The sequence below is a fragment of the Halorubrum sp. CGM5_25_10-8B genome, from assembly GCF_005435095.1.
GTDB lineage: Archaea > Halobacteriota > Halobacteria > Halobacteriales > Haloferacaceae > Halorubrum > Halorubrum ezzemoulense.
Genome location: NZ_SGTY01000009.1, coordinates 56384 through 75212 on the forward strand (window position 1 = coordinate 56384; position 18829 = coordinate 75212).

An 18829-nucleotide genomic window follows, 5' to 3' on the forward strand; every position below is an offset into this window, starting at 1 on the left:
GACGGCGGCTCTGCTCGGCGACGGCTACGCGCTCAACACCACTCCTCGAGGACGGTCGCGTCGGTCTCGTCGACCGACACCCACGCGTCCTCTCGCGAGACGTCCGCGATGACGAACTCCGGCCGCGACGCCGACGAGTCGACGGACGCCATCACGTCCGGCGCGTCGGCGGCGTCGAGCGCCGGGTCCGTCGGGAGCGCAGTCCGGCGGCGGTCGGGGTCCGGGTCGTCCCATGGAGTGGAACTCCGTGACATGGTTGTGAATAGTTCACAGTACGTATAAGAGTTGCGAACGCGATCGAATTCGGCCGTCGGATCGGAGATTCCGGGGACGCTCTGCCGACGGTTCTTTCCGCGGAGCGCCCGCCGAACGACGATCCGCCGAAACGTGTCGGTTTCTACATCGGCTCGCGGGATCCTGTAGGGCCCCGCCTGACCGGGTCCGATCGCCGCTGACCCGGGCCCGCGCGCTGGCGGTCCAGCTCCGCGTGTCGCTGACCAGACCCTGCGTGCCGCTGACCGCTCCCGCGTGTCGCCGCCCGGCCTCGCGTGCCGGTGGTCCGGCTCCGCACACCTTCGCAGTATACAAGAGGTGTCACGCTGAAAGACGGGCATGAACGTCGCAGACGCCATGACGCCGCGCTCGGAGCTCGTCGTCGTCGAGATACCCGGGAGCCGCAACGACGTGTTAGAGTACATCCAAGAGCACGGCTTCTCGTCCGTGCCCGTCGTGAAGGACGTCGACGGCGACGAGGTGTACCGCGGGCTCGTCACGCGCGACGACCTGATCGAACAGCCGGACGAGGACCAGCTCGCGCTGCTGATGCGCGAGGTCCCCACCGTCGGGGCCGCCGCCGACATCGTCGACGCCGCCCGGACGATGGCCGCCGAGGGCTCGCGCCGGCTCCCCGTGGTCGACGGCGACGAGCTCGTCGGTATCGTCACCGTCACCGACGTGGTGCGGGCGATCGCCCGCGGCGAGGTCGACGGCGAGACGCGCGTGGGCGAGCTCGCGACCCGGGCGGTCAACGCGACCCACACCGACACGCCGCTGCCGGTCGCCGAGCGCGAGATCGCGCTCTCGGGGGTACCGTACGCGGTCGTCCTCGACGACGACGCCGCGACCGCGGGGATGCTCACCGAGGTCGACATCCTGGAGGTCGCCCGCGTCGTCGAGGGCGAGGCGAGCACCGGCGACTCGATCGCCGACCAGGACTCCGACTGGTCGTGGGAGGGGATCAAGGCGACGGGCGCGCGCTACCTCCCGACCCGGAACGTCGAGATCCCCGCGGAGGCGGTCCGCCACTTCATGACCGAGGACCTCATCACCGTCAACGCCACGCGGACGGCCAAGGAGGTCGCTCAAGAGCTCATCAGCAACGACATCGAGCAGGTCCCGCTCGTCTCCGGCACCGATCTGGACGGGATCGTCCGAGACGTCGACCTGCTGGAGGGGTTATAATGGCCGCGGACGTGCTCGCCGAGCTCGCGAAGCGCCGGGGCTTCTTCTTCGGATCGAACGGCGCCTACGGCGGCACCGCCGGCTTCTACACGTTCGGCCCGCAGGGCGCGGCGCTCAAGCGGAACGTCGAGGACGCGTGGCGCGACCGGTTTACCATCCGCGAGGGGAACCGCGAAATCGAGGCGCCGACGGTGATGCCAGAGGCCGTGTTCGAGGCCTCCGGCCACCTGGAGGGGTTCGACGACATGCTCGTCGAGTGCCCCGAGTGCGGCGCGTCCCACCGCGCCGACCACCTCGTCGAGGACGTCACGGAGATCGAGGACGCCGAGGCGCTGCCCGGCGAAGAGGTCGCCGAGCTCATCGCCGACAACGACATCGCCTGTCCCGCCTGCGGCACCGAACTCGCCGGCCAGCCGGTCGAGGCGTTCAACCTCATGTTCGCGACCGACATCGGCCCCGGCGACGCCCAACCCGGCTACCTCCGGCCGGAGACGGCCCAGGGGATCTTCGTGGAGTTCCCGCGGCTGAAGGAGTACGCCCGCGGGAACCTCCCGTTCGGGATCACCCAGATCGGCCCGGCCTACCGCAACGAGATCTCGCCGCGCGGCGGGCTCCTCCGCCTCCGCGAGTTCACGCAGGCCGAGTTGGAGCAGTTCATCGACCCCGAGGCGGACGAGCCGCCGCTCGACCGCGTGCGCGACGTGGAGGTCCGCCTCTACCCCGCGACGGAGCAGGAGGCCGACGACGGCGACTACCTCGACACGACGGTCGGCGAGGCGGTCGACGAGGGCGTCATCGGCTCCCCGTGGGTCGGCTACTACCTCGGCGTCGCGCAGGAGTGGTACGAGCGCGTCGGCGTCGACCTCGACCGGTTCCGCTTCCGCCAGCACCTCGCCGGCGAGCGCGCCCACTACGCCGCCGACTGCTGGGACGCCGAGAGCGAGGTCGACGGCGACTGGATCGAGATCGCCGGCTTCGCGTACCGCGGCGACTACGACCTCTCGAAGCACGACGAGTACGGCGACGACTCGTTTACAGTGTTCAAACGGTACGACGAGCCGAAGACGGTCGAGCGCGCGACCGTCGACCCCGACATGTCCGTCCTCGGCCCGGAGTTCGGCGGCGACGCCGCCGCGGTCGCCGAGGCGCTCGAAGCCCTCGCGGAGCGCGACCCCGACGCGTTCGACGGCGAGACGGTCGAGGTGACGGTCGGCGAGGGCGACGACGCCGAGACGCACGCGGTCGACGTCGACGTCGCGGACTTCTCGGTCGAGGCGGTGACCGAGAGCGGCGAACACATCACGCCCCACGTCGTCGAGCCGTCGTTCGGCGTCGGCCGGACCGTCCAGACGCTGCTCGCGCACGCCTACAGCGAGGACGAGGTCGACGGCGAGGAGCGCACCTACCTCTCGCTCGAACCCGAGGTCGCGCCGCAGGACGCCGCCGTCTTCCCGCTCGTCACCAACGACGACCGCCTGACCGGGCTCGCCGACGAGGTGGCGGCCGACCTGCGGGCCGCCGGGCTCGCGGTCGCGTACGACGACTCCGGCTCGATCGGCCGCCGCTATCGCCGGCAGGACGAGGTCGGCACCCCGTTCTGCGTCACCGTCGACCGCGACGGGATCGAGGGCGACGGGCCCGACACCGTCACGCTCCGCGAGCGCGACTCCGCGGCGCAGGTCCGGATCCCGGTCGCGCACCTCGCCGACGAGCTGACGGCGCTCCGGGAGGGCGAGCCGTTCGCGTCCGTCGCCGACCGGTACGACGCGGTCGACACCGACGTCGAGACGGCGGGGAACTGAGGGCGTGCGTCTCCCGGCCGCCGCGTGGCGCGAGCGCGTGGAGTTCGAGCGGCGGCTGGTCCACGCCAGCGGCACCCTGTACCCGGTCCCGTTCTTACTTGGCTGGATCTCCTGGGAGACCACCGGGCGACTGCTGATCCTCAGCGTCGCGATCGCCGGGGCTCTCGAAGCGCTGCGGCTCGCCGACTCCGTCGGCCCGCTCGCCCCGCTGTACGACGCGCTCGTCCGCGACTACGAGGCCGACGGGATCGCTGGGTACGCGCTGTATCAGGCCGGGATGGCGGCGACCGCGCTCGTCTTCGCGCCCGTCTTCGCCGTACCCGCGATGTGGATGCTCTCCGTCGGCGACCCGATAAGCGGCGGGCTCGGCGAGAACGCGGCGACGGAGCCGAAGCGCCTCCCGGTGGTGGCGGCGATGGTGTTCGTCTGCTTCGGGATCGCCGTCCCGTACGCGATCCCCGAGTTCGGCCCCGATCCGGGCGTGATCGTCGCGCTCGCGGGGGCGATCCCCGCGGCGATCGCCGACGGGCTCCCGCCGCTCATCCGCGGCGTGGCGGTCGACGACAACCTCACCATCCCGCCGGCGGCCGCCGGCGGCATGTTCCTCGCGGCCGCGCTGATCGGGTAGGCGCATCGCCCGGAGCGCAACGGCGGCGCTGTCGCTCGCCGGGCGAAACTGAGAGAAGCGCCGAGGCGGAGATTTGAACTCCGGTGTCCGAATGGACAGTAGATTTCGAATCTACCGCCTTGGCCAGGCTAGGCTACCTCGGCTCGACTCGACGTTGGCCGGTTCCGCTGTTATGCGTTTCGATCGCGGTCGCGGCGCGGTCTCGGACCGCCGGTCCGTCACCCCACCGTTCCGCCGACAACGCTTTTCGGCCCGGCTCCCGTGCGGTGGATATGGACGTCCCCGAAGCGGCCGACGCCTGCGCCCGCGTCGTGAGCGAGGTCGGCGGCGCGGTCGTCGCCGACCGCGAGTTCCTCGACCGCGTCACCCTCGGCATCCTCGCCCGCGGCCACGTCCTCCTGGAGGACGTGCCGGGCACCGGAAAGACCCTCTCGGCGCGCTCGTTCGCGACCGCGCTCGGTCTGGAGTTCTCGCGGATCCAGTTCACCCCGGACCTCCTGCCGGCCGACGTCACCGGCACAAACGTGTTCGACGAGCGCGACGGCTCCTTCAGCTTCTCGCCGGGGCCGATCTTCGCGAACGTCGTGCTCGCCGACGAGATCAACCGCGCCCCGCCGAAGACGCAGGCCGCTCTCCTGGAAGCGATGGAGGAGGGGCAGGTGACCGTCGACGGCGAGACGCACGCCCTGCCGAGCCCCTTCTACGTGATCGCGACGCAGAACCCGGTCGAGAGCGAGGGCGCGTTCCCGCTGCCGGAGGCCCAGCTCGACCGGTTCACGATCAAGACCTCTATCGGCTACCCCGACGAGGACGGCGAGTTGGAGCTGCTCCGCCGCCGCGCCGGTCGCGTCGAGCAGTCGCCGACGGTCGAGCGCGTCCTCGATCCCGACTCCGTGGCGGCGCTGCGGGAGGTGCCGGAGTCCGTCCGCGTCGAGGACGATCTGCTCCGCTACGCGGCGGCGCTCGCGCGGGCGACCCGGGAGGACCGCCGCGTCGAGGCCGGCGTCTCCCCGCGGGGGACACAGCGCCTCTTCGAGACCGCCCGCGCGGCGGCGGTGATCGCCGGCCGTGAGTTCGTCACGCCCGACGACGTGAAGCGGGTCGCGCAGCCGACGCTCGCCCACCGGCTCGTGTTGACGCCGGACGCGGCCGTCAACGACGTCGACGAGCGCGACGTGATCGCCGACGTGCTCGACCGCGTCGCGGTGCCGACGGTGGACGCGGCCGAGGCGTAGCTCCCGCGACGACCGCCGCTATCGCCGCTACTCCGCGTTCTCGTCCCGCTCCGCCAGCAGTTCGGTCGCCGTGAGCAGCGACTCCAGCTCGATGTCGTGCTCGGCGAGCAGCGCTTCCGCGCCCTCCTCGCGGTCGACGACGACCAGCACGCGGTCCACCGTCGCGCCCGCCTCCCGCAGCGCCTCGACCGCGTCGACAGCGGACTGCCCCGTGGTGGCGATGTCCTCGATCACGACGACCTCCTCGCCGTCGCCGAGGCGCCCCTCTATCCGGTTGCCCGTGCCGTACTCCTTCGCCTGTTTGCGCGCGATGACGTACGGACGACCGAGCTCGGCGGCCGTCACCGCCACCAGCGGGACCGCGCCCAGCGCGACTCCCGCCAGCTTCGCGTCGGCGTCGGCCAGCCGGTCGGCGAACGCCTCGGCGACGAGCGTCAGCGCGTCCGGGTCGGTCTCGAAGAGGTACTTGTCGACGTAGTAGTCGCTCGTCCCGCCGTGGGACAGCTCGAACTCGCCGAACCGGACGGCGTCGGCGGCGGTGAGCGCCGCGATCAGCTCGCGTCGTCGGTCGTCGTCGGTCATACGCCGAGAAGGGCCGCGGCCGACAATAAACGGGTCGGAACGCGGAGGGGCTCGTCTCTCTCCCGCCCCGCTCACTCCGCCGCCGGCAGGACGAGCGTCACGGTCGTTCCCCCGCCGCCGAGGCCGTCGTCGAACCGGATCTCGCCGCCGTACGCCTCCACGACCCACGCGGCGATCCACAGCCCGACGCCGGTGTTGTGCTGTAGCTGGGTCACCTCGCGGACGCCGGTGATCACCTCCCGTACCGCGGTCGGCACCCCCGGCCCGTCGTCCGCGACGCTCACACGCACGACCCCGCCGTCCGGGTCGCGCTCGGCGCTCACCGCGACGCGCGGCGCGTCGCCGCCGTGTTCGACCGCGTTCTCGACGAGGTGATCGATCGCGACCGAGAGGCGGTCGTCGCCGCGCACCGCGATCCCCGCCGGCACGTCGGCGGTGATCCGCGTGTCCGGCCGATCGGCCGCGTGCCGCGCGGTGACCGCCTCGACGATCGGTCCCACGTCGACCGGCTCGGGGTCGGTCGCGTACCCCTCCTCGACGATCCCCCGGAGGGTCCCGGCCCCCTCGGCGACGTCGGTCAGCCGCTTGCCCGTGGTCTCGATCCGCCGGGCGTAGTCGCGGATCCGGTCGTCGTCGGTCCGATCGGCGATTTCGCCGGCGAAGCCGAACACGACGTTCAGCTCGTTCCGCAGGTTGTGCCTGAGGATCCGGTTGACGATCCGCACGTAGCGTTCGCGGCGCTTCCGGTCGGTGATGTCGGTGTAGATGCCGAAGGCGCGTCGGTCGCCCTCGGTCTCGTAGCTGAAGCCGCGGAAGAGGAACTCCCGCGGCCCCTCGACGGTCTGTCGTCTGATCTCCTCCGCGGCGAAGCCGTGTTCGCGGACCAGCGCGTCGAGGTCCGCCGCCTCGACGGCGCTCGCCTCGACGCTGTCTCCCAGCCGGTAGTCGTGGATGTCCAACGCCTCGATCGTCCGGCCGCGCAGCGCCGCCTCGTCCACGCCGAACTGCGCCTCGAACGCCGGGTTGGCGCCGTCGATCACCGTCTCGTCGTCTTCGAAGACGACCTCTATCACCGGGTCGGGAATCCGGTCGAACAGCCGCCGGAAGCGGTCGCGCTCGGCCGACAGCTCGGTCCGCGTCCGGAAGAGGTCGGTCGTGTCCGACAGCGATCCGACGACGCCGCCCCCGCGGTCGGACAGCGACGACAGCCGGAGTCGGCCGTGCCGCGGTCCGCGATCGCCGTCGCGCTCGACGCTCAGGTCGACCGTCCTCGTCGGCTCTCGACCGCCCGCGACCTCGGCCGGTGTGCCGGTGAGCGCGCCGACCGCGTCTACCACGCGCTCCGCGTCGTCCGGGGCGACGAGCGCGTCGAGCCGCCGACCGACGATGTCCCCGGTGCCGCCGGCGCCGACCCACTCGGCGAACGGCCCGGTGGCGTAGGTGACGGCGCCGTCGCCGTCGAGGACGCACACCATGTCGTCGACGTTCTTCAGCGCGTCCTCGTAGGTCCGGAGCCGCCGGCGCCGGTCGTTGGCGTCCATCGTGGCGACGGCGTTCGTCGCCAGCAGTTCGAGCACGCTGACGTCGCTCTCGCCGAAGGCGTCCGGCTCCCTGGACCCGACGATGAACACGCCGTGGTCCCCGAGCGGAACCGCGACGAACGACCGCATCCCGTGGTACTCGGTCCGGTCGCCGTTCGACGGGCCGCCGCCGATCGACGCGAGCCGCTCGTCGGTCGCGAGGTCGTCGCACACCCACGTCTCGCCGTCTCGGAACACCGCACCGGTGATCCCCTCGCTCGGCGGTCGCGGGTCCCGGCTGGCGGCGAACGCGTCGCCGATCCCCTCGCTCGTGGCGGCGAGGCGGAGCAGGTCCGCGTCCTCGTCGAAGAGCCGCACGCCGCTTATCTGGTAGCCGAGGATCTGGTCCGCGGCCTCGACCAGCCGCTCGGCGACCCCGTCCGCGTCGCTCTCCCGCTGGACGCGTTCGACGGTCCCGAGCAGCCGTTCGAGCGTCTGCTCGCGGCGCTTCCGCTCGGAGACGTCGGCGAAGAACACGGAGAGCCCGTTGGGCGAGGGGTAGGCGGTCACGTCGGTCCACAGGTCGAGCGGCTCGTACCGGTCCTCGAAGGAGACGACCTCCTGGGTCTCCATCGCCCGTCGGTAGTTCCGCTCGTACTTCCGCCCGAGCGCCGCCGGGAACTCCGCCCAGATGTCGGCGCCGATCAGCTCGTCGGCGTCGCGGTCGAGCAGCGTCGCGGCGGCCTCGTTCACGTAGGTGAACCGGAACTCGTCGTCGAGCGCGAAGAACCCGTCCTCGATCCGGTCGAGCGTCTCCTCGAACCGGTCGACGGCCGCCGCCCGCTCCTCGCGGACCACCTCGCGCTCGATCGCGCCGCCGAGCCACTCCGCGAGCAGTTCGACGAACAGCCGCTCCGACGCGTCGAACGGGCGGTCGCGGGGCTCGACGTCGAGGAAACAGAGCGTCCCGTACACCTCGCCGTCGACGACGACCCGACCGCCGACGTAGCTGCCGACGCCGGACCGCTCGTACGCCGGATCGCCGGCCAGCCCCGCCGCCTCCGGGTCGGTGATCGTGACCACGCCCGAGTCGCCCTCGGCCGCGCCGTCGCCTCCGGTCTCCGACCCGCCTTCGGTCGCTCCGTCGACTCCGCTCTCCTCGCCGCTTCCGGGCGCCCCGTCGCTTTCCGGTCCCGCGCCGGCACCGCCGCGAACCGTTCGCCGGCAGTAGGTCAGCTCTAGCGGGAGCGTCCCGTCGTCGTCGAGCTCGTCCGCCGCGATCGACTCCACGAGCCCGGTCGAGTCCCGGTACCGCTGGATCTCGATCCGGTCGCCCTCGACCCGCGACGAGTAGCCGATCGACAGGTCGAGGTAGTCTCGCCCGAGGTCGAGCAGGGCGTCGACCTGCTCGTCGAGGTCGGCGCACCGGTCCGAGACGATCCGCACGAACGGTTCGAGGAACTCCCGCCCGCCCGCGGTCGTCGGTTCCGGTTCGGGTCCGTCGTGTGCCGGCCCTGTCCCCGCTCCGTCGCGGTCGTCGCGTCCGCCATCGATCGCCTCCACGCGGTCGGCGAGCGTCTCGCCGTCGGCCGCGAGCCGTCGCCCGGACACGTACTCGATCCCGAGCCGGCTCGCGTCGATGGCCGCGTCCGCGTTGTCGCCCGCCGAGTAGGCGAGCACGGCCGCGTCCGGGTAGCGGTCGCGGACCGATTCGAGGCGGTCGAGCGCGGCCGCGTCGCGCTCGACCGAGATCCCCCGGCTCGCGGCCCCGTCGCCGTTCAGTTCCGGCGCGTCGCGGTCACCTCGGGTCTCGTCGTCGAACAGCCTGACGACGACCCTCGCCGGATCGACGCTCCGGTCCGGGTCCCGGTCCGCGTCGCTCGCGACCTCGCTCGCTCGGCGGACGCGCGTCTCCGCGGGGAGCTCTCCTCACGCCGTGTCCACCGGCTCGCCGAGGTGGAGCGTCGGCTCAGCAGACATCCGTTACGGGACGGCACCGCGGCGGTCGCCCGCGGCCGGCGGGTTCCTCAGCGGCCATCCACCCTGTTGGCCGCTCGTCTCGCGCGACCGAGCGGCGGCCGCTGGCGCGTCGTCGCACTGGCCCGGCCGGGGCCCGCGAAGGTCGTCGGTTCACTCATCGCGCAAGGTACGAGCGGCCTCCTGATAATCGTTCCCACCGGGTTTTCGGATCTGAGAGCGTCGTCGGGCGTTCGCCCCGGCGGCCGTTGTCCCGACACGATTTAGGCGACCCGCTCACAACGGGCGGGTAATGAGTACGCAGGCTGCGACGACGGACCGGACGGTCGTGATCGGGTTGGAGGTCCACGTCCAGCTCGAGACCGACACGAAGATCTTCTGCGGCTGTTCGACGGAGCCCGAGGACGACGAGGCGCCGAACACGCGCACCTGTCCGACCTGCCTCGGGCTACCGGGCGCGCTCCCCGTCCTCAACGAGGCCGCCGTCGAGGCCGCGGTGAAGGTCGGGAAGGCGATCGACGCCGACATCCCCGAGACGACCACGTTCCACCGGAAGAACTACTACTACCCCGATCTCCCGAAGAACTTCCAGCTCACCCAGTACGACGCGCCGATCTGCGCCGACGGCGAGCTGGAGGTCCGCGTCGACGGCGACCCGCGGACGATCGGGATCACCCGCGCGCACCTCGAAGAGGACCCCGGCAGCCTCCAGCACGCCGGCGGCTCCATCGAGTCGGCCACCCACACGCTGGTGAACTACAACCGCGCCGGCACGCCGCTGATGGAGATCGTCACGGAGCCGGACTTCCGCTCGCCGGCCGAGACGCGCGCGTTCCTCGCGAAGCTGGAGGAGGTCCTGGAGTACCTCGGCGTGTTCGACCCCGGCCGCGACGGGAGCCTGCGCGTCGACGCTAACGTCTCGCTCGTCCCCGCCGAGCACGTTGCCGACGACGGGTCGATCACGGGCGACGCGCTCGACGACGTGAACCGCGCCGAGGTGAAGAACATCTCCAGCCACAAGGGCGCGGAGCAGGCGCTCGCGTACGAGGTCACCAGACAGGAGAACGTCCTGCGTCGCGGCCGCGAGATCGAACAGGAGACGCGTCACTGGGACGAGGACCGCGGCGTCACCGTCGGCATGCGGTCGAAGGAGGCCGAGAAGGACTACCGCTACTTCCGCGAGGGCGACCTGCCCGCGCTTGAGGTGGCCGACTGGAAGGAACAGATCGCGATCCCGGAGCTCCCCGACGCCCGCCGCGAGCGCTTCCGCGAGGAGTACGGGTTAGACCGCGAGGCCGCCTCCAAGCTCACCTCCACGAAGGCGGTCGCGGACTTCTTCGAGGACGTGGCGAGCGAGTTCGACCCCGACCTCGCCGCGACGTGGGTCGCCGACAACCTGCTCGGCGAGCTCAACTACCGCGAGATGGCGATCACGGACGTGGAGGGGCGGCTCGACGAGTTCACCCGCCTGATCGAGCTCGTCGCCGCCGACGAGCTGACCGTGAAGAACGCCGAGGAGGTCGTGCTCCGTGAGATGCTCGACGAGGGCGACGACCCCGAGACGGTCATCGACCGCGAGGACCTCGGCAAGGCCGAGAGCGGCGAGGTCGAGGCCGCCGTCGCGGCCGCCGTCGACGAGAACCCCGACGCCGTGAGCGACTACCACGACGGCGACGAGGGCGCGATCAACTTCCTCGTCGGCCAGGTGATGCAGGCGACCGGCGGCAGCGCCGACCCCGGTCAGGTGAACGGGCTGCTCCGCGAAGAGTTGGACGGCTGAGCCGGCCGGACCGCTCGAATCGCTCCCGCCGGATCAACTCCCCCGCCACGCCGCAGCATTTCCCTCCGCCATGGCAATCGTCGAAACCGTCGTCGTCGGCCACGTCACCGGCTTCTGTCTCCTCCTCGCGTGGGCGATCTATCGCCGCGGCGCCGTGGACCTGATCGCCGGTTACGACGGCGACCTCCCGCCGGAGCGCGAGGCGGACCTCGCCCGCGACGCGGCCGCGGTCCTCATCGTCTCGGCGGCCGCGAGCGGCCTGATCGTCGTTAACGCGTGGACCGGCGCGGTCCCCCGCCCCGGCGCGCTGGCGACGGTCGCGATCGCCGCCGCAGTCGGGTGGTTCCTCTGGAAGTGGAGCGGCCGCGCCCCCGACGCCGGTTGAGGCGTTCGACGCGCCCCGCCGAAACCGTACGATTGACGCCCGCCCGCCCGCTACCGCGCTCATGGACGTGACCGTCGAGGTCGTCGGCGAGGGGGTCGACGAGTACAGCCTCGCCGCCGACGCGACGTACGACGACCTGATCCGCGCCGCGGGCTACCACCCGCAGGAGGCGTCGGCGCTCGTCGACGGCTCGCCGGTCCCGGGCGACCGCGTCGTCGACGCCGAGGAGGTCCGAGTGCTCCGGCTGATCAAGGGCGGCGCGACGGGCGACGCGTGACCGAAGACCGAGACCTTCCGACCGCGCCGGAGGACGTGACCGTGAAGCCGGCGACCGCGGCCGACCGGCTCGACGTCCTCCGGATCCTCGACGCCGCGATGCTGGAGACCGACGCCGCCACCGTCGACGACCGCATCGCGGCCGGAGACGTCATCGTCGCGCGCTCGACGCGCACCGGCGGAGTCGTCGGCGCGCTGGTCGCCGTGCGGCCCGATCCCGACCGGCTCCACGTCGACGCCGTCGCGGTCAGGCAGGTGCGCCGAGGAGAGGGGATCGGCTCCCGGCTCGTCGCGGCCGCGGTCGATCGGGCCGAGTCGGACCCCGCGGTCGAGACCGTCACCGCCCGGTTCGACGCCGACCTAGCCGAGTTCTACGCGGCGTTGGGGTTCGCGGTCGACGGTGCGGGCGCGGACGAGGGGCGGCGAGTCGGCCGGACCCGGGTCGACGGTGGCTGATCGGCGTTCAGTCGGCGACCCGGTACAGGTCGAACCGGACCCGCGTTCGGTCGTCGTCGTTGGCGAACTCGACCGTCCCGTGAGCCGACTCGACGATCCATCGAACGAGCCAGAGCCCCAGCCCGCTCCCGTGGGCCAGCGGCGTCTCACCCCTCTCGCGGAAACACCGGAGCTCGTGGTCGGGTATCGACCCGGGGTTCCGAACCTCGACGCGAACCCGCTCGCTCGCCGGGGTCGACACCGCGACGGAGACCGTCGGCGCCGGATCGTCCTGATGGACGATTCCGTTCCGGATCGCCTCTTCGAGGGCGATGTCGAGGTTCACGTCCGCGAGGACGACCTGATCCGAGGAGTCGGGGGTCCGGATCCGTGCGTTCGGGTGCTCCGACCGCACCTCTTCGACCGCCCGCTCGATCACCGGCCCGAGAGGGGTTGGCTCGACCTCCGAACTCCCGATGGTCTGCTGGATGTACCGGGCCTTCTCGGCCGTTTCGATGACGGCGTCCGCGTGTCTCGCGGCGGCGGCGACGAGGTCGGCCTCCGCGGCGGTCAGCGACTCGCTTCCCGTCAAGTCTTCGAGTGCCCCACGAACGACGTTGAGGTCGTTCTGGATGTTGTGGCGTAACACTCTGCTGAGCACACTGAGCCGCTGCTCGCGCCGACGAAGCTCTCGGTTGCTTTCCGCGATCCCGCGAGCCTGCTTCAGCATGATCCGGGCGTCGGCCCCCCCTTCCTCGGAGCGGTACTCCTCGGGGGAGACGTGGAACGGGTTCTCACACAGCGTGCGGTCGTAAACGATCTGCTGGTGGGTTCGAAGCGCCTTCGCGGCCGCCGCCTCGTCGAACCGACGGAGGTCGTACTGGCACAGCGCAGTCACCGCGAAGTCGGGACACGCGGCGTCGAACGCGACCTCGAAGTCGACGACCTCGTCGAACGATGTCTCGCCGTCGAACGCCCACGTGTTCTCGCCGGCGACCCACAACCCCTCGTACCCCTCGGCGGCGCTCCGCTCCGCCTCCGACCGCAGCTCGGCGACGGTTCCGTCGCGTTCGAAGCCCTCGTCGAGATACACCTCCGACGCGTCGCGGATCGCGAGGTCCCCGGCGTCGAGCTTCGCCGCCACGTCCACGCCCTCCGCGCGCAGCGCGTTCTCGATCCGCGATCGGGGGTTCGCGTCGACGAGGTACACGCACCGATGCCCGGTCTCGAGCCCGTACGAGAGGAACGCGGCCACGGTGTCGAGCTGCGTCGCCGTCGACTCGTAAAACAGCGCGAGGTGGCGGTCGAGGTCGCAGTCGGCGAACTCGGCGCGCAGGTCCGCCCGCGGCCGGGCCGTGGAGCCGGTCGACTCGCCTGCGGTGGTCATCTGAACAGCTATCGTAAAGGCCGGATGCTGAAAAACAATTGACGCCCGCAACCGATGTGTCTCCGCTCATCACGGCGAGATTCAGCGGGAGACGCCGCGGCGGATCTCGGTCAAGTCGCACTGTGCCGCCGTCGCCCGCATCCGACGTTCATTTCCCGGTCGCCCCCGTCGTTACGGGTATGAGCGCTACCTCCACCCCGATCTCGGTGGCCCCGCGTCCGCCTGCGGTGATGACGCCATGAGCGGGAAAGACGACTACTACAACCGATCCAAACAGCAGGGGTACCGCGCCCGGTCCGCCTACAAGCTGAAACAGCTCGACGAGGAGGCGGACCTGCTCGCCCCCGGCGACACCGTGGTCGACCTCGGGGCCGCGCCCGGCGGGTGGCTCCAGGTCGCCGCCGAGGAGGTCGGGGAGGGCGGCACCGTCGTCGGCGTCGACCTCCAGCGCATCGAGGACCTCGACGAGGGCGACGTCGAGACGATCCGCGGTGACATGACCGAGGAGCGCACCCGGCACTACCTGCGCGAGGCGGTCGGGGAGGCCGGCGCGGACGTCGTCGCGAGTGACATGGCGCCGAACATGACCGGCGAGTACTCCCTCGACCACGCCCGCTCGGTCCACCTCGCGCGGCAGGCGCTCGACACCGCCGACGAACTGCTCGCGACCGGCGGCGACTTCGTCGTGAAGGTGTTCCAGGGCGAGGACCTCGACGCCTTCCGCGACGACGTGAGCGAGTCGTTCCAGTACGTCCGGACCGTCTCGCCGCCCGCCTCGCGGGACGCCTCCTCGGAGGTGTACCTCGTCGCGAAGGGGTACACCACCTCGCCGGTCGCCGAGGGCGAGCGGATCGAGGTGACCGTCGAGGAGGAGGGCGACGAGGGGGACGGCATCGCCTACGTCGACGGCTACACCCTGTTCGTCGACGCCGACGTCGGCGAGACGCTCGCGGTCGAGGTCACCGACGTCAAGCCGCGGTTCGGCTTCGCGGAGCCCGTCGACGACGCGGAGCCGTCGGCCTGAGCAGGCATCGCCGGTCGCGCTCGCTCCCGCCCGCCCCTCCCGTCCGCGCGGTCGCTATCAGTCGGAATAATCTGACTCTCGATCTTATGTACCCCGGCCGGAGAGTGACGACAAATGAACAGTGACGACGCACGCACAGGCTCCGATCGCGGCACGTCCGATCGCGGTGCCGCCGACGGAGACCGCTCGACGACAGACCCCGACGCGACCACCGACGGCGGCGTCTCGTCGGAGGCGGCGCACCCGTCGGGAACGTCCGACGGCGACGTGCCGGCCGAGGCGTTCCGGGAGGTCGCGGAGCGTCTCGCCGACGGCGACCTCGGGGCCCGGTTCCCGGCCGCGGAGACCGACGGCGAGGCGGCGGCGCTCGCGGCGACGCTCAACGAGTTCGTCGAGGGGGTCGCGGAGACGGTGTCCGACGCCGACGGCTTCGGCGACGAGGTCGCTGGCGCGACCGAGCACGTCCGGTCGAACGTCGACCGGGCGAAAGACCAGAGCGAAGAGGTGTACGCCGCGGTCGACGAGATCGAGTCGGCCGCGACCCGCCAGCGCGACGACATCGCGGCCGCGACGAGCGAGCTCCAGACCGTCTCGGCCGCCACCGAGGAGGTCGCCGCCTCCGCGGACCAGGTGGCCGAGACCGCGGCCGACGTCGCCGAGCGGGCCGACGAGGGGACCGACGCCGCGACGGCCGCGATCGAGGACCTCCGCGTCGTCGACGAGCGGACCGAGGAGGCCCTCGAACGGGTCGAAACGCTGGAGTCGGAGGTCGCGGCGATCGAGGACGTCACCGACCTGATCCAGGACATCGCCGACGAGACGAACATCCTCGCGCTCAACGCCTCGATCGAGGCCGCCCGCGCCGGCGAGGCCGGGGCCGGCTTCGAGGTGGTCGCCGAGGAGGTCAAGGGCCTCGCGGAGGAGGCGCGAGAGGCGACCGGCGAGATCGAGTCGTCGATACGGTCGGTTCGCGCGGAGACGGACGCGACCGTCGACGAGATGGCCGAGATGCGCGAGCGCGCCGACGAGGGGATCCGCACGGCCGAGGCGGCGCTGGAGGCGTTCACCGACCTCGCCGACGACGTCTCGGAGACGACGAGCGGCGTCGCGGAGATCCGCGACGCGACCGACGACCAGGCGACCTCGATCGAGGCGGTGGTCGACGCCGTCGAGTCGGTCGGCGACCTCGCCGAGGAGACGGCCGCGGACGCGGGCGACGCCACCGCGGTCGCGCACGCGCAGAAGACGTCGCTGGCGGAGGTGGCCGCCGGCGCGTCGACGCTCGCCGACCGGACCGGGACCTTAGACGACGCGCTCGACGCGTACGACGCCGACGGGACCGCCGACGACGACGCGGTCGTCCTCGACTTCTGGCACGCGTTCGGCGGCCGCAAGGCGCGGCTCCTCGACGAGTTCGCCGCCGAGTTCGCCGCTCAGACCGACGGGGTCGCGGTCCGCCCCGCCTCGAAGGGAAGCTACCGCGGCGCGTTCCAGGCGACGCTCGCGGCGGCGGACCGGGGCGAGCCGCCGGCGATCGCCCACCTCTACGAGATCGGCACCCAGCGCGCGCTCGACAGCGGGGCGTTCACGCCCGTCGAGCGCCTCCTCGACGCCGAATCCGGGCGCGTCGCCCGAGGCGGGCCCGCCGCCGCGAGCGGTTCCGGCGTCGCCCTCGACGCCGACGACCTGCTCGACCCCGTCGCGAACTACTACCGGACGGACGGGGTGCTCCACTCGATGCCGTTCAACGCGTCGACGCCCGTGCTGTACTACGACCGGGCGGCGTTCGAGCGGGCCGGACTGGACCCCGACGACCCGCCCGAGACGTTCGACGAGGTCCGGCGCTGCGCCGAGCGGCTCGTCGAGCGCGGCGCGACCGAGACGGGGATCACGTTCGCGACGTACTCGTGGTTTATCGAGCAGTGGTTCGCCGAGGCCGGCGAACCCCTCGTCGACGCCGACAACGGTCGGGGCGGCACGCCGGCGGAGAGCCGGTTCGACGGACCCGTCGGCGAGCGGATCTACCGTTGGATCGCCGAGATGGCCGCCGACGGCCTGTACCACGACCCCGGCATCGAGGCCCGCGGGCAGGCCCGCGAGGCGTTCCAGGAGGGGCGCGCCGGGATGCTCATCGGCTCCACCTCCGCGATGGTCGACGTGCGGGAGGGCGCCTCCTTCCCGGTCGGCGTCGGCTACTTCCCGGTCGCCGACGAGCGGCACGGCGTCGTCGTCGGCGGGGGATCGCTGTGGGTCGCGGACGGCGCGTCGCCGGCGGAGCAGCGCGCCGCCGCGGCGTTCCTCGCCTGGCTCGCGGCCCCGGAACGGCAGGCGCGCTGGCACCGCGAGACCGGCTACTTCCCGGTCCACGAGGGCGCGATCGACCGGCTCGACCGCCAGGGGTGGTTCGACGAGAACCCCGGCTACCGCACCGCGATAGACCAGCTGCTCGACGCCGAGGACGCGGCGGCCACGACGGGCGCGCGGATCGGTCCGTTCGACACGGTCCGGACGCTCGCCGCCGAGGCGTCGGTCGACGCCCGCGAGCACGGGGTCGAGTCCGCGGTCGAGCGCCTCGCCGACAGCACCGCCGTCCAGCTCGAACGCTACGCGGCCGAGCGCGACGGCGGGGCGTAGTCGCTGTCGCGGGCGATCAAAAAGGCCGAGAGAAACCCGCTTAGCGCGCCCGACGGACCCACTCGCGCAGCGTGAACCGGTCGTACGCCGTCTCTTCGGCCACGTCCCACTCCGCCTCGTCCCACGCCGGGTAGTACGTGTCCCCGTCGAACGCGCCCTCGACGTGGCTGAGGGCCATCCCGTCGAGGTGCGGCTGGAACAGCTCGTAAATGCCGCCGCCGCCGAGGACGTAGACCGTCTCGTCCCCCTGGTCCGACGCCTCGACCGGCCCCGACGCCGGACTGGTCTCGGCGGGCACGCGCTCCCGCTCGGCGGGGGCGTCCCCGACGACGTCGCGGGCCGCCGCGAGCGCCTCCTCGACGCCGCTCGCGACGAGCGCCGTCGGCGCGTCGACCGCGTCGACGCTCCGGCTCACGACGATCTGGCGGCGTCCGGGCAGGTCGCCGCGCATCGAGTCGAACGTGCGTCGGCCGAGAATCACCGGTGACTCCGCGACGCGCTCGCGGTACTGCCGCACGTCCGCCTCGATGTGCGGCCACGGCACCTCGCCGTCTCTCCCGATCACCCGGTTCTCCGCGAGCGCCGCGACGCTGACGAGTCTCACGGCCGACGTACGCGGCGAGGAGACAAAAGCGGCCCGTCGTTCAGCCGTCGAGGCCCAGCAGGTCGAACGGGTACCCGTTGTCCAGCTCGTCGGCGCGCTCGTAGACGACGCGCGCGGCCGCCACGTCCTGAATCGCGAGCCCCGTCGAGTCGAAGACGCTGACGCCGCTCACGCCGTCGCCGTCGGCGGGCGTCCCCGGCGTCCCGGGACGGCCCGCCCGACGGCCGACGACTATCTCGCCGATCTCGCCGTAGATGTCGTCGTCGGTGAGCGTCCCCGCGGCGTAGGGGACGTTGATCTCGCCCGAGTGGGTGCACTGCTCGTGGTCGTCGATGACGACCGTGGCGTCGACGAGGAGGTCGTCCGCGAGCTCGTGTTTCCCCTCCGCGTCCGCGCCCATCGCGTTGACGTGCGTGTGGTCGCCCACGTCCTCGGGACCGACGATCGGACTCTCGACCGGCGTCACCGTCGAGAGGATATCGCAGTGGCCCGCCTCCGAGACCGAGCCCGCGCGCACGTCGAACCGGTCCCCGAAGGCGTCGAGGAAGTTGGCGACGCGTTCCTCGTCGAGGTCGCTCACGACGACCTCCTCGATGTCCCGCACCGTCGAGACCGCTTCGAGTTGGGTGTACGACTGGACGCCGGCGCCGACGATCCCGAGCGAACTCGCGTCGGGGACGGCGAGGTGGTCGGTCGCGACCGCGGCGGCCGCGCCGGTGCGTTTCATCGTCAGCGTCGTCCCGTCGAGGACCGCCAACGGGAACGCCGTCTCGGGGTCGGAGTAGATCATCGTCCCCATCACGGTCGGGAGGTCGTGGTCGGCGGGGTTGTCGGTGTGGACGTTCACCCACTTGATCCCGGCTGCGTCCCACCCGTCGCCGGTCGCCGTCTCCTCGGCGACGTCCTCCTCACGGACATCGAGGTAGGCGGGCATCGACCGGAAGTCGCCGTTGTACTCGGGCAGATCGATGTACGACTTCGCCGGCATCTTGGCGTCGCCGCGCTCGTAGGCGGTGAACGCGCCGCGGACCGCGTCGATTACCCGGTCCATCTCGGCGTTCTCGTCTACGTCGTCTGCGTTGAGGAGCAGCGTCTGCAT

General features: G+C 71.9%; 16 protein-coding genes and 1 tRNA gene. 10 read left to right on the top strand and 7 right to left on the bottom strand.

What is annotated here, in order from left to right:
• Positions 1-32: 32 nt before the first annotated feature.
• Positions 33-254: a hypothetical protein gene (locus EXE51_RS10000; RefSeq protein ID WP_086216502.1), complete on the bottom strand. Its 222-nt coding sequence runs from the start codon at positions 252-254 to the stop codon at positions 33-35.
• A gap of 358 nt (positions 255-612) precedes the next feature.
• On the opposite strand from EXE51_RS10000, the gene EXE51_RS10005 reads away from it, so the two are divergent.
• From EXE51_RS10005 to EXE51_RS10015, 3 genes are read left to right on the top strand one after another with little or no spacing between them, the layout of a single operon-like run.
• Positions 613-1461: a CBS domain-containing protein gene (locus EXE51_RS10005; RefSeq protein WP_049931381.1), complete on the top strand. Its 849-nt coding sequence runs from the start codon at positions 613-615 to the stop codon at positions 1459-1461.
• Positions 1461-3263 carry a glycine--tRNA ligase gene (glyS, locus tag EXE51_RS10010; protein WP_094553017.1) on the top strand — a complete coding sequence of 601 codons (1803 nt, stop codon included), beginning with the start codon at positions 1461-1463 and terminating at the stop codon, positions 3261-3263. Before EXE51_RS10005 ends, glyS begins: the two co-directional genes overlap by 1 nt.
• 4 nt (positions 3264-3267) lie before the next feature.
• Positions 3268-3891: a hypothetical protein gene (locus tag EXE51_RS10015; RefSeq protein ID WP_049931383.1), complete on the top strand. Its 624-nt coding sequence runs from the start codon at positions 3268-3270 to the stop codon at positions 3889-3891.
• 58 nt (positions 3892-3949) lie between these two features.
• Here EXE51_RS10015 and EXE51_RS10020 read toward each other — a convergent pair.
• Positions 3950-4034 (bottom strand) — tRNA-Ser (locus EXE51_RS10020).
• Between the two features lie 129 nt (positions 4035-4163).
• Here EXE51_RS10020 and EXE51_RS10025 point away from each other — a divergent pair.
• Entirely contained in the window at positions 4164-5126 is a 963-nt protein-coding gene (locus EXE51_RS10025) for a MoxR family ATPase (RefSeq protein WP_049931384.1), read from the top strand.
• Between the two features lie 27 nt (positions 5127-5153).
• On the opposite strand, the gene pyrE is transcribed toward EXE51_RS10025, so the two are convergent.
• Positions 5154-5708, bottom strand: a complete 555-nt coding sequence (gene pyrE / locus EXE51_RS10030; protein WP_049931385.1) for an orotate phosphoribosyltransferase — start codon at positions 5706-5708, stop codon at positions 5154-5156.
• Positions 5709-5779: 71 nt separating this feature from the next.
• Positions 5780-9052: a PAS domain-containing protein gene (locus tag EXE51_RS10035; RefSeq protein WP_241990623.1), complete on the bottom strand. Its 3273-nt coding sequence runs from the start codon at positions 9050-9052 to the stop codon at positions 5780-5782.
• 445 nt (positions 9053-9497) lie between these two features.
• On the opposite strand from EXE51_RS10035, the gene gatB reads away from it, so the two are divergent.
• The 4 genes from gatB to EXE51_RS10055 all read left to right on the top strand — a co-directional run bounded on the left by gatB (position 9498) and on the right by EXE51_RS10055 (position 12102).
• Complete coding sequence (gatB, locus tag EXE51_RS10040; protein WP_137692623.1) at positions 9498-10985, top strand: Asp-tRNA(Asn)/Glu-tRNA(Gln) amidotransferase subunit GatB; 1488 nt, start codon at positions 9498-9500, stop codon at positions 10983-10985.
• 70 nt (positions 10986-11055) lie between these two features.
• Positions 11056-11370, top strand: coding sequence for a hypothetical protein (locus tag EXE51_RS10045; protein ID WP_137692624.1), 315 nt, complete (start codon positions 11056-11058; stop codon positions 11368-11370).
• A gap of 61 nt (positions 11371-11431) precedes the next feature.
• Positions 11432-11647, top strand: a complete 216-nt coding sequence (locus EXE51_RS10050) for a ubiquitin-like small modifier protein 2 (protein WP_049931388.1) — start codon at positions 11432-11434, stop codon at positions 11645-11647.
• Positions 11644-12102, top strand: coding sequence for a GNAT family N-acetyltransferase (locus tag EXE51_RS10055; protein WP_100050351.1), 459 nt, complete (start codon positions 11644-11646; stop codon positions 12100-12102). The genes EXE51_RS10050 and EXE51_RS10055 overlap by 4 nt, the downstream gene beginning before the upstream one ends.
• Before the next feature lie 7 nt (positions 12103-12109).
• On the opposite strand, the gene EXE51_RS10060 is transcribed toward EXE51_RS10055, so the two are convergent.
• Positions 12110-13468 (bottom strand): MEDS domain-containing protein, encoded by a 1359-nt coding sequence (locus EXE51_RS10060; RefSeq protein ID WP_137692625.1) that lies wholly within the window; start codon positions 13466-13468, stop codon positions 12110-12112.
• A gap of 238 nt (positions 13469-13706) precedes the next feature.
• Here EXE51_RS10060 and EXE51_RS10065 point away from each other — a divergent pair, with 238 nt between their 5' ends.
• Entirely contained in the window at positions 13707-14492 is a 786-nt protein-coding gene (locus tag EXE51_RS10065) for a 23S rRNA (uridine(2552)-2'-O)-methyltransferase (RefSeq protein ID WP_094494414.1), read from the top strand.
• A gap of 114 nt (positions 14493-14606) precedes the next feature.
• Positions 14607-17126, top strand: coding sequence for an extracellular solute-binding protein (locus EXE51_RS10070; RefSeq protein WP_049931393.1), 2520 nt, complete (start codon positions 14607-14609; stop codon positions 17124-17126).
• A 40-nt stretch (positions 17127-17166) separates the two neighbouring features.
• On the opposite strand, the gene EXE51_RS10075 is transcribed toward EXE51_RS10070, so the two are convergent.
• A complete protein-coding gene (locus EXE51_RS10075; protein ID WP_094553670.1) occupies positions 17167-17730 on the bottom strand; it encodes a dihydrofolate reductase in 564 nt (187 codons plus the stop codon).
• Positions 17731-17770: 40 nt separating this feature from the next.
• Entirely contained in the window at positions 17771-18829 is a 1059-nt protein-coding gene (locus EXE51_RS10080) for an ornithine cyclodeaminase family protein (RefSeq protein ID WP_137692626.1), read from the bottom strand.